The 23459-nt window shown below is 43.7% G+C and carries 18 protein-coding genes; 7 read left to right on the plus strand and 11 right to left on the minus strand.

The features are described 5' to 3' along the window. Positions 1 to 145: 145 nt before the first annotated feature. The 3 genes from cydC to trxB form a co-directional block, all read right to left on the minus strand. On the minus strand, positions 146 to 1867 hold the full coding sequence (cydC, locus tag OCV30_RS06245) for a heme ABC transporter ATP-binding protein/permease CydC (protein ID WP_065679121.1): 1722 nt from the start codon (positions 1865 to 1867) through the stop codon (positions 146 to 148). Continuing rightward, positions 1860 to 3644, minus strand: coding sequence for a heme ABC transporter permease/ATP-binding protein CydD (cydD, locus tag OCV30_RS06250; RefSeq protein ID WP_065679122.1), 1785 nt, complete (start codon positions 3642 to 3644; stop codon positions 1860 to 1862). The genes cydC and cydD overlap by 8 nt, the downstream gene beginning before the upstream one ends. A gap of 161 nt (positions 3645 to 3805) precedes the next feature. After that, complete coding sequence (gene trxB / locus OCV30_RS06255) at positions 3806 to 4765, minus strand: thioredoxin-disulfide reductase (RefSeq protein WP_012603688.1); 960 nt, start codon at positions 4763 to 4765, stop codon at positions 3806 to 3808. A gap of 697 nt (positions 4766 to 5462) precedes the next feature. On the opposite strand from trxB, the gene OCV30_RS06260 reads away from it, so the two are divergent. Next, on the plus strand, positions 5463 to 6464 hold the full coding sequence (locus OCV30_RS06260) for a Fic family protein (protein ID WP_065679123.1): 1002 nt from the start codon (positions 5463 to 5465) through the stop codon (positions 6462 to 6464). A gap of 13 nt (positions 6465 to 6477) precedes the next feature. Here the strand turns inward: OCV30_RS06260 and OCV30_RS06265 are convergent, their stop codons facing one another. Beyond that, positions 6478 to 6687: a hypothetical protein gene (locus tag OCV30_RS06265; protein ID WP_065679124.1), complete on the minus strand. Its 210-nt coding sequence runs from the start codon at positions 6685 to 6687 to the stop codon at positions 6478 to 6480. Positions 6688 to 6970: 283 nt separating this feature from the next. Here OCV30_RS06265 and OCV30_RS06270 point away from each other — a divergent pair, with 283 nt between their 5' ends. Further along, a complete protein-coding gene (locus tag OCV30_RS06270) occupies positions 6971 to 8347 on the plus strand; it encodes an IS4 family transposase (RefSeq protein ID WP_261879028.1) in 1377 nt (458 codons plus the stop codon). A gap of 35 nt (positions 8348 to 8382) precedes the next feature. On the opposite strand, the gene OCV30_RS06275 is transcribed toward OCV30_RS06270, so the two are convergent. Beyond that, complete coding sequence (locus OCV30_RS06275) at positions 8383 to 8871, minus strand: hypothetical protein (RefSeq protein ID WP_065680284.1); 489 nt, start codon at positions 8869 to 8871, stop codon at positions 8383 to 8385. Then, positions 8864 to 9766, minus strand: coding sequence for a hypothetical protein (locus OCV30_RS06280; protein ID WP_065680283.1), 903 nt, complete (start codon positions 9764 to 9766; stop codon positions 8864 to 8866). Before OCV30_RS06280 ends, OCV30_RS06275 begins: the two co-directional genes overlap by 8 nt. Before the next feature lie 1114 nt (positions 9767 to 10880). On the opposite strand from OCV30_RS06280, the gene OCV30_RS06285 reads away from it, so the two are divergent. After that, on the plus strand, positions 10881 to 11537 hold the full coding sequence (locus tag OCV30_RS06285; protein ID WP_065680282.1) for a 2OG-Fe dioxygenase family protein: 657 nt from the start codon (positions 10881 to 10883) through the stop codon (positions 11535 to 11537). Continuing rightward, positions 11521 to 12756 carry a cysteine desulfurase-like protein gene (locus OCV30_RS06290; RefSeq protein ID WP_065680281.1) on the plus strand — a complete coding sequence of 412 codons (1236 nt, stop codon included), beginning with the start codon at positions 11521 to 11523 and terminating at the stop codon, positions 12754 to 12756. The genes OCV30_RS06285 and OCV30_RS06290 overlap by 17 nt, the downstream gene beginning before the upstream one ends. Positions 12757 to 12910: 154 nt before the next feature. Here the strand turns inward: OCV30_RS06290 and OCV30_RS06295 are convergent, their stop codons facing one another. Then, on the minus strand, positions 12911 to 13582 hold the full coding sequence (locus OCV30_RS06295) for a type 1 glutamine amidotransferase domain-containing protein (protein WP_065680280.1): 672 nt from the start codon (positions 13580 to 13582) through the stop codon (positions 12911 to 12913). A 217-nt stretch (positions 13583 to 13799) separates the two neighbouring features. Between OCV30_RS06295 and OCV30_RS06300 the strand changes: the two genes are divergently transcribed. Together OCV30_RS06300 and OCV30_RS06305 are read left to right on the plus strand one after the other, a co-directional pair. Continuing rightward, entirely contained in the window at positions 13800 to 14684 is an 885-nt protein-coding gene (locus OCV30_RS06300; RefSeq protein ID WP_065680279.1) for a LysR family transcriptional regulator, read from the plus strand. A gap of 247 nt (positions 14685 to 14931) precedes the next feature. After that, positions 14932 to 16182: a sensor domain-containing diguanylate cyclase gene (locus OCV30_RS06305; RefSeq protein WP_370736711.1), complete on the plus strand. Its 1251-nt coding sequence runs from the start codon at positions 14932 to 14934 to the stop codon at positions 16180 to 16182. 133 nt (positions 16183 to 16315) lie between these two features. On the opposite strand, the gene OCV30_RS06310 is transcribed toward OCV30_RS06305, so the two are convergent. Beyond that, complete coding sequence (locus OCV30_RS06310) at positions 16316 to 17140, minus strand: DUF2797 domain-containing protein (protein ID WP_065680277.1); 825 nt, start codon at positions 17138 to 17140, stop codon at positions 16316 to 16318. 302 nt (positions 17141 to 17442) lie between these two features. On the opposite strand from OCV30_RS06310, the gene OCV30_RS06315 reads away from it, so the two are divergent. Next, complete coding sequence (locus tag OCV30_RS06315; RefSeq protein WP_065680276.1) at positions 17443 to 18738, plus strand: GGDEF domain-containing protein; 1296 nt, start codon at positions 17443 to 17445, stop codon at positions 18736 to 18738. 335 nt (positions 18739 to 19073) lie between these two features. On the opposite strand, the gene OCV30_RS06320 is transcribed toward OCV30_RS06315, so the two are convergent. From OCV30_RS06320 to OCV30_RS06330, 3 genes are all read right to left on the minus strand, one after another. Next, positions 19074 to 20444: an SLC13 family permease gene (locus OCV30_RS06320; protein ID WP_017103773.1), complete on the minus strand. Its 1371-nt coding sequence runs from the start codon at positions 20442 to 20444 to the stop codon at positions 19074 to 19076. Positions 20445 to 20642: 198 nt separating this feature from the next. Then, on the minus strand, positions 20643 to 21479 hold the full coding sequence (locus OCV30_RS06325; protein WP_065680275.1) for an ElyC/SanA/YdcF family protein: 837 nt from the start codon (positions 21477 to 21479) through the stop codon (positions 20643 to 20645). Between the two features lie 172 nt (positions 21480 to 21651). After that, positions 21652 to 23340 (minus strand): NAD-dependent malic enzyme, encoded by a 1689-nt coding sequence (locus OCV30_RS06330; RefSeq protein WP_012603704.1) that lies wholly within the window; start codon positions 23338 to 23340, stop codon positions 21652 to 21654. Positions 23341 to 23459 lie beyond the last annotated feature (119 nt).

The following is a 23459-nucleotide window of genomic DNA, read 5'->3' on the forward strand; positions in this document are numbered from 1 at the left end:
GATAAGTCAGTGATTTAGTAAAGAGGCTTAAAACCAAACTTGCCTAATAGATTGCTCAAGAGTGAAGATACAAAAACATAAAGACACTAAAAAGCCCGAGTATAAACTCGGGCTTTGAATGGTTTTCTTTATAACTTATGAGGAGCTAGATTGCCTGACGAAGTTGGAAATAACGTCCTGCTTCGTTTAACAGTTTCTCATGAGAGCCGTTTTCAACAATCTCGCCTTGTTCAATCAGAACGATCGAATCCATCGATTCCAGACCAATCAAGCGGTGCGTAATGAAGATAACCGTCTTGCCTTCGAAGTGCTTCTCGAACAGCGCCATGATGCTCTGCTCAGTTTGCTTATCTAAGCCTTCTGTTGGCTCATCTAGAAGCAGGATAGGGGCATCATGAAGAATCGCACGTGCGATACCAATACGGCGCTTCTCACCACCAGACAGTTGACGACCACCGTCACCCAACCAGCTATCAAGACCGTCATTCTCAAGCAGCTTTTCTAGACCAACGTCTTTAAGGATGTTAGCTAGGTGCTCATCGTTGGCATCTGGTTTCGCAATCAACAAGTTGTCGCGTAGGCTGCCATTCAAGATGTCGACACGCTGGCTTACCACACTGATTGATTCACGAAGCTGTGATTCATTCCACTGTGTCAGTTCAATGCCCGCGATTGAGATATAGCCCTTTTTAGGATCCCAGTAGCGAGTCAGAAGCTGAATCAGAGTCGATTTACCTGAACCCGTTTGACCCACAATCGCAACCTTGTTCGTGGCAGGGATCGTTAGGTCAACAGCGTTAAGAACACTACGCTCAGAATCAGGATAGTTGAACGTCACGTTTGAGAACGTAATATCAAGCGGCTTGTTGATGTCGAGTTTCTCTTCAGCAAACTGAACTTCAGGCTCCGACAGAATCACTTCGTTTAAGCGACGTGCTGAAGACAGAGTTTGACCTAAATGCTGGAACGCGCCTGCAATTGGCATCAGCAGTTCAAAACTTGCCATGGTTGCGAACGCCATTAGCGCGATGAACGGGTCTGGTGCATTACCACCCACACCGTCAGCCGCAAGCCAAAGCATAAGAACAAGTGTCAAACCGTTGAACAGCATTAGCGCTGCTGACGCCATACCGGTTAGGTTGGCATTCACAAACTGATTCGCCATCAGCTTCTGTTGCGTCTCTAAAATCGCATTACGGTAACGTTCTTCCGCACCGAACAGAGTCAGTTCGCTGTAGCCTTCAATCCAATCTAGCGTAGTCACACGAAGATCCGCTTTGTTCTGTGTCAGTTCACCACCGTTACGCTTGCCCAGCTTGTAAAACAAGATTGGCCAAACCAAAAGCATGATCAGAAGGATAGAACCCAAGATCAAACCAAGCGAGCTATCGAACCACATCAAGAATAGAGTCAGGAAGAAAATCCCGAACACACCCACCGTCACTGGGCTTACTAAACGCAGGTACACGTGATCCATGGCGTCTACATCTGCAACCAAGCGGTTGAGAAGGTCAGCATCACGAAGGTTTGAGATACGACCTGGGATCAGCGGAGCTAGCTTCTTGAAGAAGAAGATACGCAGATCAGTTAACAGTTTGAATGTTGCATTGTGGCTGACAACACGTTCACCCCAACGACCCGCAGTACGGCTCATTGCCAAACCACGTACACCACCACCCGGTAGCATGTAGTTGAAGGTTTCACGTGCAATCGTCAGGCCTGCAACCGCAGAAGCTGAAATGAACCAACCCGATAGCGTTAACAAGCCGATAGAAGCCGACAGAGTAGCAAAAGCCAATAGCATGCCTAGCGATAGGCCAAACCAATGCTTTTTATAGAGTTTCAGGTAAGGCAGTAAATCACGCATCTAAATTACCCTTATTATCTTGTTGAGCTAAGTTCGCGTTCAGCATCTCTTCAAACAAACCACCCGCAGTCGAAAGCTGAGAGTAATGACCTTGTTCTACAAGACCACCGTCGCGCATAACCAGAATGTTATCGACCGATTGAAGAGGGGCAAGTTGGTGCGTCACAAGCAGGGCAGTGCGACTTTCGATGTTGCTGTTGATGCCTTTCATCACGAGCTGCTCACTGCGAGTATCTAGGCTGGCAGTGGGTTCATCAAGCAACCAGAACTGACCGTCTTGAATCATTGCACGAGCCAACGCCAAACGTTGAGATTGACCAACAGACAGGCCGCCAGAGCGATCAGAAATCATGTAATCCAAGCCGTGCTCGTTTACAAATTCGCTAGCAAATGATTGCTCAAGTGCATTCTCAACAACTTGGTCAGCGATATTATGCTTACCTAGAGTGACGTTGTCACGAATGCTGCCGTGCAGTAGCAACGGGTTTTGACCAACCCAGCTAATGGTTTTACGCCAAGAGGCTAAGTCTAAGTCACGCAATTCAATACCATTGATTTTCAAGCTTCCTTCATAAGGCATGAAACCAAGAATAGCGTTGATCAAACTTGTTTTACCCGCACCGCTTGGGCCAACTAATGCAGTCGATTGGCGAGTGTTCAGTGCGAACGAGATAGGACCAACTAATTGAACACCTTCAGGGCTTAACACTTTTAGGTCGGTAGCTTCAATATTAATGCCTTGAGCCGGATCGAGCTGAGTGTTGCCTGATTTAACCTTAGTGATGTCGGTTTCTAGGAACTCGACAATACTTTCGGCTGCGCCAACCGCTTGTTGCTTCGCGTGGTAAAAAGTACCTAAATCACGCAGAGGTTGGTAAAACTCTGGTGCTAAAATAAGGATAAACAAACCCGCGAATAGCGTAATGCCTGCGCCGTAGTGGCCGAAGTTAAGCTCACCGATGTAAGTGAAACCAAAGTAAACCGCCGTCATCGCGATAGAGATAGACGTGAAGAACTCAAGTACCGCAGAAGACAAGAAAGCGATTTTCAACACATCCATAGTACGCGTTCTGAACACTTCAGATGCACCTTTCAGTACTTCTGTTTCAGCGTTGGTGCGGTCAAATAGACGAATGGTTGTCATTGACTGCAAACGGTCGTAAAAGTGACCTGAAAGACGCTGCAGCGCTTTGAAGTTTTTACGGTTTGCATCGGCCGCTTTCATACCAACAAGTGCCATGAACATCGGCACCAGTGGAGCAGTAATCAAGAAGATCAGTCCTGCTGCCCAGTTTACTGGGAACACCACAACCAAAATAATGAATGGAATCATTACCGACAGAGACATCTGAGGTAAGTAACGAGAGAAGAAGTCTTGCATGTCTTCGACTTGTTCTAGCAACAGCGTTGCCCACGTACCAGCAGGTTTACCTTTAATGTAAGCAGGGCCTAACTCACGTAATTTATCTAGGATGAGTTGCCTGATGTAGACACGGATCTGTTCACCACAGCGATAACCTGCGATTTCACGTCCCCATGTACAGCCAGCACGGCCAACGACCGATAATGCCAAGCCTGCGAAATGACCAACCAGTTCAGATTTATCGACATTTTCGATGATCAGCTGGTGAAGAATAGAGGCGAGAAGAGCTGCTTGAGCAATTAAAAACACGCTTGAAAGTACGCCAAGGCTAATCGCAATCATAAGCCAGCGTTTCGCTAACTTACTCTGTTGCTTAAGCCACTTGTTCAAGCTGCGTTGTTTTTTCTTATCCATTATGAAGGCTTAATGATAATTATTATTTGTTGAGGGCGGCTAGTATACAAAAGAAAGCCCAGTGGATATACCACTGGGCTCTAGGGATTTACAACAAAATGTGATGACGCCCTGCATCTACTGAGGCGAGAGCACCGATAATCAAATCTGCAATCTCAGATTTACTTATCGTTAAGGCCATCTAGGAAGCGTTCAGCATCCAGGGCAGCCATACAACCTGTACCAGCAGAAGTGATTGCTTGGCGGTAGTTGTGGTCCATTACGTCACCAGCAGCGAACACGCCTGGGATGCTAGTTTGTGTTGCGTTACCTTCAAGACCAGACTGAACGATGATGTAATCATCTTTCATGTCGACTTGGCCTTTGAAGATTTCAGTGTTTGGTTGGTGACCGATAGCAATGAATGCGCCCATTACTTCGATGTCTTCTGTTTTATCAGACTGAGTATCTTTAATACGAACGCCAGTCACGCCCATGTCGTCGCCCAGAACTTCGTCTAGCGTGCGGTCTGTGTGAAGAACAATGTTGCCGTTCTCTACTTTGTCCATTAAACGCTTCACTAGAATCTTTTCAGCGCGGAACGTGTCACGACGGTGAACTAGATGAACTTCAGATGCGATGTTAGATAGGTAAAGTGCTTCTTCAACAGCCGTGTTACCACCACCAACTACCGCTACTTTCTGGTTGCGGTAGAAGAAACCATCACACGTTGCACAAGCAGAAACGCCACGGCCTTTAAATGCTTCTTCAGAATCTAAACCTAGGTACTTAGCCGATGCGCCCGTTGAGATGATCAATGCATCACACGTGTACTCGCCAGAATCGCCTTTAAGACGGAAAGGGCGGTTTGATAGATCGACTTCGTTAATGTGGTCGAACAGGATCTCTGTTTCAAAGCGCTCTGCGTGCTCTTTCATGCGATCCATCAGTGCTGGACCCGTTAAACCTTCAGGATCACCCGGCCAGTTTTCCACTTCTGTTGTGGTTGTAAGCTGACCACCTTGCTGCATACCGGTAACAAGTACAGGGTTTAGGTTTGCACGAGCAGCGTAAACTGCAGCTGTATAGCCAGCAGGGCCAGAACCAAGAATCAATAAATTACAGTGCTTTACGTCGCTCATGAGGACTCCGAAATTGAAATTGTTTTTATTTATAATCGCTTAGGATTGTATGGAAAATATGGAGGCAATAAAAGGTTAAACAAGGGTTGAGGTGTAATTAATCGTTATAGGTTAGAACTTAATGGAGACAAACGTTTTCGTGGCTGAAAGATCGGTGAAAGCACGAAAAGGTTTATGGGGTGTTGAGGTAGAGAGTACAACAACGGTCAGTACGTTTTTTACAGTACATACTTTGTGTTCCTGTGCTTAATACAACTCGGGTCATTATAATTTATGAGTTTATAAACTCTTTCGCTTTTGAGAAAGTGAACCATGAAGTATCACGAAATGACCAAAAATAGACTTTTCGTGGATTTGAATGCGGGCAATCAATTACAGAGACTGCGAATTTTTTGAAAGTGCAAGGATTGTCAAAGACTAGGATGGTTTTAGAACGTGCAATCAGAAACTAGAGCTTCCTATTGGTCGAAAGGTATCTCACAATAAATTACTTACCGCAGTTTGCTTGTTAGATATCAAGTCCGAATTGGAGATAAGAACATCTTCTAAATTGCTTAAATTAGCTAGAGCGTTGGTACGATGTTCTGATCATTAAAGAAAGAGTATAACACTTTGAATTGTTTTTATGCATATCGTTGAAAGAGAAAAAGTTATATATTATTGAGCAACAGAAACTAGAGTCACAAAACTATACACAATGAAACATATCAAGAATCGAAGTGCTCTCAATATCGATGAGGCGAATGGAAAAATTGTCCATATTAAGACTGATCCAGCTTCAAAAGGGGGAACCCACTTTTATTGGAACAAAAGCCGTTCTGAGCTGATTTGTGGTAGTAAAGTCCAATTTCCTGTTGAGTCTCTAGCATCTGCTTCTGTAACAAGAGAGGCTTGTTATGCATTCCCTCGTAGTGAAATACAGATTGGTGACTCTGTAGCGTATCTTTTGTACGCGGAAGCTTTACCAATAATGTGTGCTTCAGTGATTGGAAAAAAAAGAGAACACGGTAAGCTGTGGCTTTATCTTGAGCCAACATCAGCTCAATGTCCTATAGTTGGTACTTTAGCTCCTTATGATAAATCGCTATTTTTTATTGTGTCCAATAACAAAAAATTCAATAGAAGGTTAGCGACAAAAAACAAAGTGTTTGCAGCTTATGAAGACGAGTTAGAGAAAATTGAATTCATATATTCAGCTATCAAGTCTAAAAAGCTGATTGAGGAATATATGACACGGAGCAAAAGTCTTGGTGAATCCATCTTCATAAAATGTCACACTGAGCTGTTTGGGGGGATTTATGACTGGGGTGGCAAGTATCGAAATGATGAAGTTGTTATTTCTGCTAGAAATTTTCCAACAATGCATCCTGATGAAGTACCAGGACAGATGAAATCTTTTTGTTCTGATTTTGCTTCACAGTATTTAAGTAAGGTAAAAAACGACAAAGAAAAGTTGATAGATGCTTTAGTTTTTGCTCATGAAAGGTTGGCTTGGATTCACCCCTTCTCCGATGGGAATGGGAGGACAATTCGCTTGTACCTTGAGATCGTAGCAAGAACTCGTGGTTTTGAGTTTAACCTGATGAAAGCAATTTCAAAGAACAAAAGATACTATCATTATGCAGTACGATCTTGTGTTAGAGAAGGGAACCAAGATAGGAGTCACTTGAGAAGAATCATTGCAGCAGCCCTAGGTTAGAGCTGCAAATAACCTATATCAAAGCAGCCAAACGATTACTAGCGTTTGCGATTCGTTTCCAATCTGCATCAGAGATTTTGTGTCCTTCTAGTTCGAAAGATAGACGCACATTATCAAAGATAGATTTTTCAAGCTTTTTAAGATTCATAGACACTTTGCTTGGAGTGTTTGAACCTCTAATTATTACATCGATACAATTGCTTGAATTTCTAACTGCTTTCATAAATACTCTCAAAACTCAGGATACGATAAAACCAAAACATAGTTATCAAACTTGATTATCGACCTTAGCGTCAAAGTTTGTCAACTTTTTAAATCACTTTTAGCTCAGACTAGAACCTCGGCAATGATGACGTTCAAGTATCCCTTATCTAGACGATTTAGTCAAAAAGGCTCCTTAAGGCTGTCTCTTATACACAAATCCCTAAGCCACGCTTGGGGATTTTTTTTGAACTATTTTTAGGTTTCATGATCTGATCATCTAAGCAATGACAAGGATGATTATCATGACCTATATAGAGCCAACCCTTTGGGCACAAAAACAGTTCGGTCAAGCCCACCTTAATGACCCTAGACGCACTCAAAGACTCGTTGCTCTCGCAGCCTCACTGGCCGAGCAACCTGGCGTACCCGTCTCGAAACTCATTATCTCCCCTGCTGAAATGGAAGGGGCTTATCGCTTCATCCGTAATGAGCAAATCAAAGCAGAAGATATCGCAGAAGCGGGTTTTTATGTCACTGCACAAGAAGCATTAGAGCAACAGACACTTCTTGCCTTAGAAGACACCACTTCTCTCAGTTACTCCCATCGCAGCATTCGAGATGAACTCGGGCACTCCAATCAAGGTAATCGACATCGCGCCATGTTCGTACACTCAACCTTACTTTTTGCTCCCGACACTCAATCTGTTATTGGTTTAATTGAACAACAGCGCTGGACTCGTGATATAGAAAAGCGAGGTCAAAGGCACCAGCATGCGACTCGACCATACAAAGAGAAAGAAAGTTATAAGTGGGAACAAGCCTCTCGCCATGTCGCTGAGCGACTTGGCGATAAAATTTCGGATGTCATTTCTGTGTGCGATAGAGAAGCCGACCTATTTGAATACCTCACTTACAAGCGAGAGCAACAACAAAGGTTCCTCGTTCGCTCAATGCAAAGCCGCTGTATTGAAGAGCATGATAATCGTCTTTATAGCTATGCCTCTACCCTGTTATCAGCCGGAGAGAAAGTGCTCGAAATACCGCAAAAAGGCGGTCGTAAAGCTCGCAAGGCTCATTTAGATATCAAATATGCCCCCGTGACACTCAAGTCTCCTGCTAACAAGAAAGAGTTCGATAACATTCCGCTTTACTACGTGGGATGTATAGAACAAGGAGAGAGTGGTAATAAGCTCGCATGGCACTTACTGACTTCAGAGCCGATAACGAGCAAGGAAGAGGCACTCAAAATCGTCAGTTATTATGAGCGGCGCTGGCTAATAGAAGATTTTCATAAAGTCTGGAAAAGTGAAGGGACTGAAGTTGAGCAACTGAGAATGCAAAGTAAGGATAACTTAGAAAGGCTCAGCGTCGTTTTGGCTTTTATCGCGACTCGGTTACTCCAATTGAGGTTTATGAATGAATCAGACGAGTTATCTAAGACCAGTTGTGAGCAGGTATTAAAAGGCAAAGCGTGGAAGTTAATGTGGCTCAAGTTGGAGAGCAAAAAACTACCGAAAGAAGCGCCTAATATATCATGGGCTTACAACGGTATTGCTCGGTTAGGTGGTTGGAAGAATACCAAGCGAACAGGTCGCGCTTCTATAAAGACGTTATGGCAAGGATGGCTTAGGTTACAAACCATCCTTGAAGGGTATGAACTCGCTAAGTCTCTTGATTAACCAGACTTGTGATCAAGAGACAGCCTTAAGGAGCCTTATTCTTTATCGGTGTCTTTTCTTGACATAAGTTGAGGGAATTGGATAACCAAAGAAAACATGATGTTTATAACTTCGATGATAATTGCCACGGAAACAATAATAACTGTCAACTCAACCGCCGTGATTAGAGTATCTCTTGGAGGAACTAGAGGGTGCGCAGGATAGGACATTAAAGGAATACCCGTAACCCTCAGATATGGTAGGAGAAGGGAAGCTAGAAGACAGAAAACAAGTATAAGTATGTCTCGCTTCAAGCACATTAAAAAACTGGTAAATCTATTCAACTGAATTGTTGAGCCAGTCGTAGTTGCAAGAGTAATCAAAACACTAAAAATAACAGATACTCCGGCAGTAAGGCCGCCAAGTATGGCTCCGATAATACCTGGAGTCGAAGATTCTAATAGTTTATATGCCATCTCACTATCAGTTGAGAAGCCAAGACAAACTAAAAATATAAACGCTGTTATTAGTATTGTTCTAAACATCTTTGTTTTCTTCTAAAACCTCATCGTGGTAGTCGTATTTTTCTCTGTATAATGATAAAACCTCTACAACATCTCCGGCACTATAGTTGGACAACTCTATTTCTGTAACCCCTTTACCCGACATAGCTACAATCTTAGCTACGCGTTCACTACCAACACTAGTTAGTTTCTTTTTGTGTCCGGCTAAGCGACCTTTTAATGTCCATTCACCACCACCTTTTCTACACCACCTAACCATATTGTTTAGCCAACCCTCACTTTTTAGCTTTAAAGTTGAATCTTTATTCTCAAACGTGGTTCTAATTACGTTAGCGTTGGTATTCTCTGTAGTATCACACAGAGCCTTCTTCATCTCTTTTTCTGTGTTACCAAAGAGGTTTGGTGGTATTAAATCAAAAGTAACTGTCTGAACTGATTCAAATCTATCGTACTCTTCCCAGAATGTATGAACCGTGGAGTTCAACACAGGGGTAATATCTGCCCTTAGGTTAATCTCTGCCAATTCGATATTATTAGCTAGAGATTGAAACGCTTTACATGCCGCAGTCGGTGTAGAAAAAACATTAGTCTTCTTTTCAACAAGAATCACCTGTTGTTCTCTATCCCACAGCCAAACCATAGGTGGAAAGTCATCAACACTATATTCATTAAAGTTTGCATCATGACCATGTAGGGACTTTGCTTTAGCTACCATCCCTGCCATAACACCTTCATCTCGGCCATCGATCATAATTTTCAGAGAGAATAGCTTTTCATTATGCTCATTTTCTGGAGGTGAGTGCTCTGAATATCTCAGTGCGTCTTCAAACGCATAAATGTCCTCAGACATGTTCTTGTTAACAAACAACTGCGGTTCCATTGCTACTAATGAAACCCTTAACGCGTAAAAATTCATTGCCATCTCAAGTGAAAATTAAACTAAAGTGTTATTTTACAATGAATTTTCTTTATTGCATATGGTGTAAGTTGGTTTGTGTATGTATATACAGTACTTTGAGATGGATGATTTGTAAATTGGATTAGTCACATAAACTAAGTACCAGACTTTCACCCGTATTACATCACTGAAATCTCTGCAAGCAGGATTAGGTAAATGGATAGCTTTAAATAAGTGTATGAACAGAATGTGAATGTGTAAAATGTCTAACGCATAAAGGGGCATAAACGTGTTAGCGGAGAACACCAAACATTGATAAATACCTGACGATAATCTTGAAATTACGGCCATTGTTGTAGTCGACTTCAAAAGCTTCATGCTCTTAGTTTTCAGAATCCACTAAGTAAATTTCCTTCGCAATATTCCACTTCAAGCACTTAACATAAACCACATCATTAATTCGAATTAGGCGGCACGCCGTCTGAAGCTGAGCATTCTCATTATTCAGTTGTGTTATTGAGCATAACGATAGGTGTGTGAGGCTAGAGCTTAATAGAGACAGACGTTTTCGTGACAGAAAGATCAGCAGAACCGCTGCATGAAAGGAAGCAGTTTGATTTGAGGGCGGCCGAGTTCCCCCCGAACTCGACCTGTTCCAGACGCGCAAGCAAAGGCGTTTGGTTTCTGGCTTACTGATAAATTAACCAATTTCAGTTTGTTGTGTAAATAATCAATAGTTTGGCAACTGATAGGTAGATCGTATTTCGATGTGCAAATCATAGAAATGAATGTGGCAACCGTGGTGCCTGAGTTCATGCAAGGAGGCTGGCGTATTGAAGTGAAAGGGCCGACACAATATGAAACTTGTCTTTCTAGTTAATAATATCGTTATTATTTAAATTGTAGGTATTTATAACTGGCTAGTGGAGTGTGCTAGTTTTAAGAGTTGGTCATCTTTTATTCTGGTGTTATACACTGCTTTTTATTTCTAGATTGGATTTAGTGTCTGAATTATTAAATCTGGCGGGATAAATGATTGTTTAATGTTGATTTGGCAAGATCTTCAAGTATCCTTTATGTAAATAAAACGTTAAATATCGAAAGTTAATTAACAATCATTAAGGAGTCGATGATGTTACATGCTCACGAAAATACCCTACATATTACCCACCTCAGTAACCATGCAGTTAAGGAGTTGTCACCATCATTCTCTAAGCTACCAAGCACAGAGCATGCAGATGGCCAGTTCCGATTGAGAAGGTACTCAGTGGTTGAATTCAGTAATGGACAAGTCGTTGAGCTAGACAAACATAACTTTGTTCAGTCTGAAAACATTAATCACTTTCAAGGTGACGTCGTTCGTCAGTTCGAGCCGATTGAAGCGAATATTTTAGGCAGCGAAGGCATGCAAGAGATGTGTGAACTGTTTATTGAAACCAACGGGCTTGAAGACGGACAAGAAATCGAAATCCATCAAATCCGTATTGCCGCTATTTTTGAAGAAACTCAGGTTGCACCAGAAGGTGTTCACCAAGACGGTTTTGACCACATCGCGATCATTGGTGTTACTCGTCACAACATCGTTGGTGGTGAAGTGATGCTTTATCAAGATAGCCACGAAGCACCGTTCTTCAGAAAAGTATTAGGCGATGGTGAGGTTGCGATGCTGGCAGACAGTAAGCTTTGGCACAATGCACAACCGATTCGTACCATAGACCACGGCGAGATGGGCTATATGGATGTGTTTGTTCTAACGGCTAAGGATGCGCGCAATGTCCTTCACTCTTAATGACGTGCGCCAACAGTTTAGCGCGTTAGGCCAATATCATAATGGCAAGCCAGTCACTTTCTTTGATGGGCCGGGTGGCTCTCAGGTGCCTGAGAATGTTTTAGCTTCAATGACCGAATACCTAGGGCATTTCAATTCAAACCTAGGCGGGCACTATTTTTCTAGCCAAAAGACCACAAGTTTAATGCAGCAAGCGCGAGAAGCGGCGCAAGCACTGCTTAATGCGGAGTCTTCTGGCAACGTTGTGTTCGGAGCGAACATGACATCGCTGACCTTCCAACTAAGCCGAGCGATCAGCCGCGATTGGAAAGAGGGCGATGAAGTTATCGTCACTGCGCTAGATCATTACTCGAACGTGTCGAGCTGGCAGCAAGCGGCAGACGACAAAGGCGCGATTGTTCGCCAAGTTCGCGTAGACGAGTCGGATTGCAGTTTGGATATGGCGCATTTTGAATCGCTGCTTAACGAGAAAACCAAGCTTGTCGCGGTGACGTTTGCTTCGAACACGACAGGCTCGATTGTCGACATGGCAAAAGTTATTGAGCTTGCACATCAGCATGGCGCGCAGGTTTATGTCGATGCAGTGCATTACGCGCCACACCATTTGGTCGATGTTCAGCAATTGAATTGTGATTTCTTAGCGTGTTCAGCTTATAAGTTCTTCGGCCCGCATGTTGGCATTGCTTATGTCGCGCCTCAATGGCTGCATACTTTAAAGCCATACAAGGTAGAGCCTGCAACTAATATTGGCCCAGGTCGATTTGAGACAGGCACGCAAAGCTTCGAAGGCCTTGCCGGTGTGATTGCAGCGGTGGATTACTTGGCGCAGTTAGGTGATCCTGCCGATTCATTGCGTTCTCGTTTAGAGCAAAGCTACGCGCTGTATAATAAGCATGAAAGCCAACTCAGCGAGTACTTCCTTAAACGCTTGTCTGATCTAGAAGGGGCAAAGCTTTATGGAAAAGCCGAGTTTGACTCGAACCTAAGAACGCCAACCTTTGCGGTTACCTTTGAAAACCATTCTCCAGAGTTCATCGCTAAGAAGCTGGGCGAGCATAATATCTGTGTGTGGAATGGTCATTTCTACGCATTAGGTTTGGTGAAACAGTTAGGTATCGAAGAGCAGGGCGTGGTGCGTATTGGTTGTATGCATTACAACTCGATTGAAGAGATCGACTTGTTGTTCAATGTGCTTGAAGGGATCTTGCGAAGCCACTAGCAGAAGTAATTAGCAAGAAGTCGCTATCACTTAATAGCGACAGAATTAGAAAAGAGCATACTTCTCTCATGAATATTGAGGTGTAAGTATGCTCTTTTTATTTGATTGAGCTTATTTGATCAACGCCAGTTATTCGAATAAGCCCTTGATTTAACTAAGACAGGTGCTTAACCAGAGTTGCACCTACAGCGTGCGCGCTGGTTGGGTTTTGGCCAGTAATCACTCGATCATCAACAATCACAAGCTCTTGCCAAGGTTGAACCTTGTTGAAACGCGCTGCGCTGCGAGCAAGAGACTCTTCCAATAGGAATGGGATGTCGTTGATGGTGCCAAAGTCGATTTCTTCTTCACGTGTAAAACCAGTCACCGATTTAGAGCTTAATAGCTTCTCGCCGTTGCTTAAAACAATCGGAAGCAGTGCTGCTGGGCCGTGACATACTGATGCGATCACACCACCATCTTCATAATGTTTAGCAGCAATCGTTGCGAATTGCTCGTCGGTTGCTAAGTCAGAAAGTAGGCCGAATCCACCTGGGTAGAAGATAGCATCGTAGCTTTCTATGTTAACTTGGCTTACCGGAATTGTATTGTTAATGCGGTTCTGGAAGTCATCATCAGCTAAGATCTCTGCGTTTACTGAATCACCTTCAATATCGGTTCCATACAGTGGACCTTTGCCACCCTTGATAGACGCGATGTCGTACTCGAAACCCGCAGCAATGATCTCTTTCAGTGCATGAGTCAGTTCTGGAGCGTATGTACCGTTCGCTTGATCTGTATCGCCTAGTGTTGCGTGGTTAGTTACTGGGATTAGTATTTTTTTCATGATTCGTTCCTTTGAGCACGTTTGTTTGGTTTCAGCGTCGTGGCTTTTATTTAGAAAACCAAAGCTTTCAATTTAGATACCGCTGTTTCGTTACCTGTAATACTAGTAGTAAACCATTTGAGTGATAATATGCCGAGCAGGCAAAACATTATTGCTATATAGCAATAGTGGGTGTGAATTAATCGGATGTGAATTCGTTAGATGTAACAGGTGAAGTATGGATAGCTTTGAAGGTATTAATGAATTTGTTGCGGTAGCCGAATGTCACGGCTTTTCTGCGGCCGCGAAACAACTGGGTTGCAGTACCAGTCATGTCAGTCGCCAAGTATCGAGATTAGAAGAGCGGGTGGGTGTGGCTTTACTGGCACGCTCTACACGAATGGTGAGCCTGACCGAATCGGGTCACACCTATTATCAGCAGTGCAAAGATCTAGTTATCGGGCTGCAACAGGCGAATGAACAAGTCACGTCTCAACAAGCTCAGCTGAGCGGTACTTTACGTGTCAGTGCGGCGGGTGCGTTTGCTGAAAATCATGTTGCCGCGGCGCTGATGGAATTTGCGAAAGACCACCCTGATCTGACTATCGAAATGAACTTCAATACCAATATGGTTAACTTCATCGAAGATGGTATTGATTTCGCGATTCGTTATGGCCGACTTGATGATTCGGGTTTGGTGGCAAGGAAGCTGGTGGATCGCCCAATGGCAGCGGCCGCGAGTCAGAACTATATCGATCAATTCGGTTCTCCAACACAGCCTGAACAGTTGAAGTTGCACAGCTGTATTATTGCCAACAGTGATCAGTGGTTGTTTGAGAAAGATGGAAAACCGTTAAATGCAGTTCGAGTACATGGGCGTTGGAAAAGCAATAACTCGAGTGCGGTACTTAAAGCTTGTGAAGAAGGGCTTGGCATTGTTTATCTTCCCAAAAGCAGCTTCAACGGCGGTCTTGCCAATGGGAAGCTCGTTCCAGTGCTAGAAGAATATTGGGGAGCAGGTACAAGCAGTTGGATCGTATATCAAAACCGTCGCTTTCTTCCACAGAGAGCAAGGCTGGCTATCGACTTCTTAGTTGCTTATTTTTCCGATTGGAATGAGTAACCGAATAGATAGTGCTTACATAGCTATACAATATCCTTGTTGTTTTTTGATGTGCGTAATAAGAAGGTGCTATTTGTCTACTTTTGATGACTTATGCTTACGATTGAGTTGTAGAGAAGCCTAAAGCAGTACGATATACTAGATATCATATTAATGTCCCTAGCGCGTGATAGATTGTGTGGAAGCGTTGGCAGGATGTGTTGTTATGCTTCGGCTTATGAAGTGTAGCGAGAATGCGGAGTTGGCAATGTCTTCAATAAATTTCGAATCCACGTATGGTGTAATAACGATTCAAGATATGAATGTAGTGAGTGTTGACGCTAACTATGCTCGCATCTATGGATACCAATCACCGGAAGAACTACTTTCTGATATCGATAGCTTTCTAGATCTCATCTCAGAAGAGTACCATGTTTTAGCCTATCAAAATTACCTTGAAACGGTCAGTGGTCAACGAGATCCTCAGGTTCACACCTATACTAATATTGATCGTAATGGCAGAGAGTTCACCGTGTTTTCTATCGATCATGTGACGGAGTGGCAGGGAAGACCTGCACTGCAAGTCACGGTTATCGATCTTTCCCCTGCGATTCAGCTGCAAAATGCAGTGCGTGAGCAAGATAAGATGTATCACGACATGATCATGCAATCAGGGCAGGGCATCTTGGTTCACCGAGATTTCAAACCGTTGATGGTCAATCAATCCTGGGTAAAACTGCAAGGTGGATCTTCCATAGAGCAAGTCTTAGCGCTGGATTCGATTCTTGACTTAGTACCACAGCAGAATAGCGACGGCATCTATAAACACTATCAAGCGATCGTGTCGGGTGAGTTGTCGGGAACCAGTACCGTGGTTGAAAACATTGGCTTTGACGGTGTTCATCGCTTTTTTAATATTTACGATAATGCTATTACTTGGAAAGGTCAGCGGGCCGTTCAAGTGGTACTCGAAGATGTGACTCAAAAGGTGATGTTGGAGAAGCAGTTGGTTCACCAAGCGAATTACGATGAAATGACGGATCTGCTTAATCGTAGGGCGATTTATGAATGGTTGAGAGAGCACATGTTCTCTAAAAACTACCTTGTCTGTATGCTATTAGATATCGATGACTTCAAGTCGATTAATGACACTTATGGTCATATGGTAGGTGATGAGGTAATTTGTGCTTTGGCTAGTATAACCAAGCGCAATGCCGAGAAAGTTGGTGGAGTAGCAGGCCGTTGGGGTGGTGAAGAGTTCATTATATTTATCCCGAATGCGCCTCTTGAAACAGCTCTCGAAGTTTCAGAAGAGATTCGCCAACAGTTCAATCAAGTCGAGTTCAAAGTGGGTGAACAAATTCGTTTTAACTCTAGCGTGAGTATCGGAATCAGCGATAGCCGAGCGTGTGAAGACGGTGTCACTATTGACGCACTCGTGAATTTAACCGACCAATCTCTCTATCGCGCGAAAGCCAATGGCAAGAATTGTGTAGACGGAGATGTAGTCGCGCTTTAACGCCTAAAACCGTCACCCAAAGACGAATAGAATCGACAACAAAAAATGCCCTCAAGTCATCACTTGACGGCATTTTAGTTTTTGGCTATTAACTGAACGCTTCTCACTATGAGAAACGCCTTAGTTCTATAAATTAGGCAGACACTTCCACTTCGTAAGAGCCAAATTTACGGATGTTAATCACACCAGTATCCAAGATAAGGTATTGGCCTTTAATGCCTTGAAGTACGCCCGTCACTTCTGGGTTCTTATCAAAGTTGTGCGATACAATTTTCACAGGGTGCTGTTCAACTGGGTAGCTCAATGAAGTAATGCTCTCACTGAGTACCTCGATAGCATCATCACCAAACTTCGTTCTGATCTCTTGAATCTTATCTTCTACAAGTGGCAATAGTTCTTTGGCTTTTTCAACCAACTCCATATCGTCACCGTCGCCTTTTAGCAGCGTGCGCCAGTTGGTTTTGTCAGCAATATGCTTCGCTAATTCGACTTCAATAAGACCAGAAATCTGACGCGTTTTTACCTTCAAAATAGGTAGACCTTGAGTGGCACCTTGATCAATCCAGCGAGTTGGAATCTGAGTATGGCGAGTGATTCCTACCTTAAGGCTTGATGTGTTCGACAGGTAAACGAAGTGATCGACGAAGCAATTTTCTTCACCCCATTGAGGTTCACGACAAGTGCCTTGATCGTAGTGGCAAGTCTCCGGCTTCATGATGCACATATCGCAGCTCGCTAGCTTTTTCATGCACACAAAGCAGTGACCTTGAGAGTAGCTTTTCTTAGTTTTCTTACCACACGAACAACAAAAAATATTACCAGTGTGGGTAAGGTTGATGGTTTTTCCAATCAGAGGGTTTAGCTCTACAAACTCTTCCCCTACAGGTAAACGGTAGGTAACCGCACCATCAAGGGAAGCACTCATTTTCTTGAGTGTTCCTTTTGCTAATAAAGACATGACATTACTCGTTGTATTTTGATTATTATTTCGTCGACTCGAACGCCTTGTAAGCAGTCGCTACGGTTAACGATGATTATGCGATGAGTATAACAAATAGAGCCTCAATTTATACGCAATATTACTTGATTCATGCAGTGAATAATTGACTGGAAATACGTCATCTAAATTATAGTATGACATTTTGTTAAGGTGTGATATAACGTTTTTAAGTCAATTGTTAGTATGCAATCTAATGATTAATTTTGCTTGTTTATATCGTCAAATCCCAACTATAGGGACCAAAAGCCGGAAGCTTAGATGTGAAGTGGATTCATAAAATTGTTATCTTTCTAGTTATCGCAACACTCGCCATTGTGCAGTATTACCAAGTAAGTGGAAATCGTGTGATAACAACAATTACTCCTGAACAATATGAATTTATCGCGACCAGCGATCAAGTTGATAGAGGAGTCAGTACCTCCCAATTGTCCTATGAAAATGGGCAGTATATTCTCGATTGTGAGCTTAAAAAATCCGAATATCCGTGGCCTTACTGTGGGCTATCGATTCGTATTAGCCCAGATATAACCACTGGTCTTGACCTTTCGCAGTACCACACCTTTAGAGTCAATATTGATTACCATGCGAAGGCTGATTCTAGTGGTCGTCTGAGAACGTACCTACGTAATTACAATCCTGCTTATTCGGTTCCCGATGATGAGTACACACATAAGTACAATGGGATGGAGTTCTCTCCAGGAATCGATGGTGGCGTGATCGAGATCCCGATCAAAAACTTGCAAGTCATGACGTGGTGGTTAGCGGATAACGAGATTGCGTTAGAGCACTCAGCACCTGAATATTCGAACGTTAACATGGTCGAATTTGCGACCGCTTCTGGTGCCAAATTAGGTCATCATCGAATAATTATTCGAAGTATTGAGTTTGAGGGTTCGTATATTTCGGCTGAAAGCCTGTTCCTGATCTTGCTGTTTATCTGGGTGGGTACAGGCACTGTGTTTCTGCTTTCAGAATTACACCGCTCAAGAAAACGTATCGCGATCGCTGAAAAAAGACACCATCACTTAAAAAACGTCAATCGGGCATTGAGAGAGCAAAACTTCGAGTTTTCTGAAAAGGCTCATCGTGATGAATTGACTGGGATACTTAACCGACACGCGATTCGTGATTGGTTGAAAATGCAGTCGCAACAGGTGAAGCAAGGCCACGGCAAGTTAAGTATGATCTACCTGGACATTGACTACTTTAAAAGTGTGAATGACAAATACGGACACCAGATGGGTGATCATATCTTGCGTGAATTCAGTATGGTGGTTGGCAGTTCTATCAGTGCGACGGACAAACTTGTACGTTGGGGTGGTGAAGAGTTTATTGTTTTTTGCCCTGAAACCGAAGCTGGCGAAGCGCAGAGAAAGGCAGAGAAAATCCGACTTTTGGTTAGCCAACATCTTTGGATTCATGGGGATTCTCTCACTTGCAGTATCGGCATTGCCGAGATGAAACAAGAGCGGGTGACAGAGACCATTGCCCGCGCTGATGAAGCCTTATATCAAGCGAAGCATTCAGGGCGAAATCAGGTGGTCTTGAGCCACTAATCGGAAGTAGAGTTTATTGGTTTATAAGCCACACGTGCATATGTGACGTGTGGCATTTTTATGGTTCTTATCCCAATAGCCAAAACAAAAAAGGTGGCGCGGGGCCACCAAAAGGGAAAAGTGTTTCTTGTTTTTAGATGCCCGTTTGGCTGATCTTGTTAGTTAAACGGATCTTGTTAGCAGAGCGGGCATTTTTGTACTGGTTGAGCCGGGGGAAGCTGCAACCAGATTTTTTGAGAGGGGGCATTCCTGTAAACATTTATCTATAAGTATTTACCTATAAATATGTGTTTCTAAGCACTTGCCTGTAAAGCTTTCTCTATAAGCGTTAGTGCTTACCAGAAGATCCAAGCAAACAGAGTCAGTACTAGGATACAAACTAGGTTCAACACCATACCGATTCGCATCATCTCTCTCTGCTTGATATGACCCGAGCCAAAGACTATCGCATTCGGTGGTGTCGCAACTGGTAGCATGAAGGCGCAAGAAGCGGCAACCGCAATCAGTGCAGACAAGATAACTGGCGACATACCTAGCGCTTCAGCAATGGTTGCGAATACTGGGACAAGCAGTGCCGCACTCGCTGTGTTACTTGCAAATTCCGTTAGGAATACCACGAAGGCTACCACAGCTAGAATTGTAAGAAGTACGCCTGCTGTTTCTAAAAATCCGCTTAGTGAGTGTGCTAAGAATACGCTTGTTCCTGTCGCTTTTAGAATGTTACTTAAGCAGATACCACCACCGAACAGGATAAGTACACCCCAATCCGTTGTCTTCTCAACGTCTTTCCATTCCACGGCTCTAGAAGCGCCAAGCAGTACAATGGCACCAATTGCGACCAAACTATCAAACTTAGAGAATCCGCCAATCATTGCGTTGATTGGCTTGCCGAATATCCAAAGCGTTACGGTTAAAAGGAAGATAGACAGTGTGATTTTCTTGCTGTTTGTCCACTCAACAGGTGCATGGTCTAGCTCGAATTTGTGGTCAAGTTTTGGCTTAGTCATCACGTACAAAATAATCATCGTGATTGGCAGTAAGATCATCGAGATAGGTAGCCCAAGTGCCATCCATTCTGTGAAGCTTAAGCCAACTTCTGCCGCAGCAATGGCGTTTGGTGGGCTACCAACTAAAGTTGCGATACCACCGATTGAAGCACAGTAAGCGATACCCAATAGCACGAACACGTAGGTGTTTCGGTCTTCACTTTGGTCAACTTTGTTCATGATGCCTAGTACAAGAGGGAGCATCATTGCTGTGGTGGCTGTGTTTGAGATCCACATTGATAAGCCCGCACTCACACCGAACAGCATGAACACGGCGACCGACATTCTGCCTTTTGCTATCAGCAATACTTTGTCAGCTATCGCTTTATCCAGCTCTTGCTTGTTCAGTGCGGCTGCCAACGCGAATCCGCCCATGAATAAGAAGATGATGGGATTCGAAAAGTTAGCCAGTGCTGCGGGCGTGTTGAATACACCAAATAAGACAGCCAATAGGGGAACGAGCAAAGCGGTGATGCTGACGTGGATAGCTTCTGTTAACCATAGAATGGCAACGAACACGAGAATACTTAAACCCGTATTCACTTGCGCTTCGAATGGCAGGGAATTGAGCAAAACTGCAAATAGCGTGAAATTACCAATTAATATCATGCTGTTGCGGGTAAACAACCAGTGTTTCAGTGTAGTAACAAGTGCCGTCATAAGACGCTCCTTTTGTTTATCCTCGTTTTATTGGTGCACGACTTCGTTGAGCGGTGCTTATTATTTTCGAGGTATATAGACTTGATGTAGGGTCAGACTTTGTTGGGAGAATGTTACTCAAGTTAATAAAGGAGTGTTGGTGTGTTTTTGCTTAACAATGGGGAAGTGTGAGGCAACAAATTCAAAATGTGTAGTTTTCTACACATCGGTCTCTGCTGGTTCTAAAATAGGGCTTACTGAAGGAGTTGCAATCGGATTTTCAGTAGGGTTTGTATTGGGGTCTGCTATAGGATTTACATTGGGGTCCGTAATAGGGCTAGGAATCGGCAATGATTCTGGTTTTGGACTGGGTTGGATCGGCTCTTTAGGGCCAAGGAATTTTGGCGTAGTACCAATAATATACAGATCAAGAAACGCTTTGGTACGTGCAAACACTTCACGTAAACGTATTGAGGTTCCTGAATGATGGGTTGGTCCTGAAACCGCCAAACACTGCGCATTAATATCGTAAGAGTTAGCGATAAATAGCGCTCTTTCACAGTGGAACTTCTGAGTGATGATTAGGAAGTTATCGGTATCGAATATCTTTTTGGCGCGAACAATCGAATCTAGGGTTCTGAACCCCGCATAATCTAGATTGATGCGTTCATCGGGGACGCCCGCTTTTAACAAGTCGCGTTTCATCGTCCACGGTTCATTGTAAGAGCGATGAGCGTTATCGCCACTCAGTAGAAATTGGTCCACTTTTTCACGATCGAACAGCTCAATCGCGGCTTCGATTCGGTGTTTATAATAGTCGTTGAGTGTTCGACCCAAATATTTGCTCGTGCCAAGCACAACGGCGACCTCAAGCTCGGGCACTTCATCTATATCGTAGATGATGCGATCTTCCGCTTGCCATGAAACCCAATAATCGATCGCAATAACCGCAGCGCTGCCTACTAAGAACACGAGGAAAGCGCCAAACAGAAAACTTTGCAGTTTTTTGTAAGCTTTTAATAAGTGGCTACGGAAAATGTGAGAATCAAATTTCACTCTCGGTATGGTCCTTTGACTGAGCATTAATTTTTGAGTGCTCGATAATACCAAATAAAAATGAGAAAAATCAGTTAAAAAGACAAGACAGTGTAAAGAAAAAAGCCCCCGCAGTTGCAGAGGCTCTTGTAAGAGTAGTTAACGCTCTTTATTCCAAGCGCAGTACGCTTTATTAGAATGCAGTACGCTTGTAGCGACGGTAAACCGGCTGCCAGAAGTGCTGGTCTATCGCTTGTTGTAGTGCTTCTTCAGTGATCTCTAGAGCAACACCTTGCTCAATCGCTTTTTTACCAACGGCAAAAGCAATCTTTTTAGATACGGTGTGGATCTCTTCCAATGGTGGAAGTAGAGCACCTGAGCCATTGATAGCAAGTGGGGAACACGTTGCAAGTGCTCGGCTTGATTCCATTAGCATTTCGTCAGTGATGCGTGAAGCATTCACAGCCAATACACCAAGGCCAATACCTGGGAAGATGTAGCTGTTATTACACTGAGCGATTGGGTAAGTGGTGCCGTTGTGAACCACTGGCTCAAACGGGCTACCTGTCGCAACAAGCGCTTGGCCGTCAGTCCAACGAATAATGTCATTTGGTGTTGCTTCAACACGGCTTGTTGGGTTTGACAGTGGGAACACGATAGGACGTTCACAGTGTAGGTTCATCTCTTTGATGACTTCTTTACTGAACAGACCCGGAGCACCAGATACGCCAACCAGAACCGTAGGTTTCGCGTGACGAACAACGTCTAGTAGAGAGAAACCAGTGCCGTCGCTTTCCCAATCTTTGGTGTTCGCGTTGGTTTGAACTAGACGCTGTTGGAAATCAAGTAGGTTTTGCATGCCTTCCTGTAGCAGACCCCAACGGTCAACCATGTAAACTTGAGAGCGAGCTTGTGCATCGCTGATACCTTCAGACACCATTTGAGCAATGATAGCTTCAGCAATACCACAACCTGCAGAACCCGCACCCAAGAAGGTGATGCGTTGGTCTGACAGTTTGCTGTTCGCTGCTTTACATGCTGCAAGTAGAGAACCAACCGTTACAGCGGCTGTACCTTGGATATCATCGTTGAAACAACAGAGGCGATCTTTGTAGCGTTCAAGCAGTGGCATTGCGTTCTTTTGTGCGAAATCTTCGAACTGAACTAGAGCATCTGGCCAACGGCGTTGAACGGCTTGAATGAATTCTTCAACGAATGCATCGTAATCTGCACCTGTGATACGAGGGTGACGCCAGCCCATGTACATTGGGTCAGCAAGACGCTGCGGGTTGTTTGTACCCACATCGAGCACGATTGGTAGCATGTAAGCTGGGCTGATGCCGCCACAAGCTGTGTAAAGTGCTAGTTTACCAATTGGAATACCCATGCCACCGATACCTTGGTCTCCCAAACCAAGAATACGCTCACCATCCGTAACCACGATAACTTTAACGTTGTGGTTTGTCGCATTGTTCAGTAGGTCATCGATACGATCGCGGTTCGGGTATGAGATAAACAGACCACGGCCACGACGGTAAATATTTGAGAAGTTCTCACATGCTGCGCCAACTGTTGGCGTGTAAATGATAGGCATCATTTCAGAGATGTGGTTTTGAACTAAACGATAAAAAAGCGTTTCATTAGTGTCTTGGATGTTACGAAGGTAGATATGCTTATCCATATCACTTTCGAAGTTACAATATTGCTTGTATGCACGTCCTACTTGCTCTTGGATTGTTTCGGTTGTTTCCGGTAACAAGCCTTCAAGGTTGAAAGAACTGCGCTCTTCAGCAGAGAATGCGCTGCCTTTGTTTAGAAGAGGGGTACTTAGTAGAGCAGGACCAGCATAAGGGATATATAGAGGGCGTTTATCGTTGTTCATTAGATGCCTAATATGGGAGAAAGGGTAACCGAAAAATGATAACGGTTTAGTTATTCAATTGTAAATAGTTTACCTCCGATCTTTGCAAACAAAATGATATTCTTACCCATGTCCCACAC

Origin of the sequence: Vibrio atlanticus (genome assembly GCF_024347315.1) — a bacterium.
GTDB classification, from domain to species: Bacteria; Pseudomonadota; Gammaproteobacteria; order Enterobacterales; family Vibrionaceae; genus Vibrio; species Vibrio atlanticus.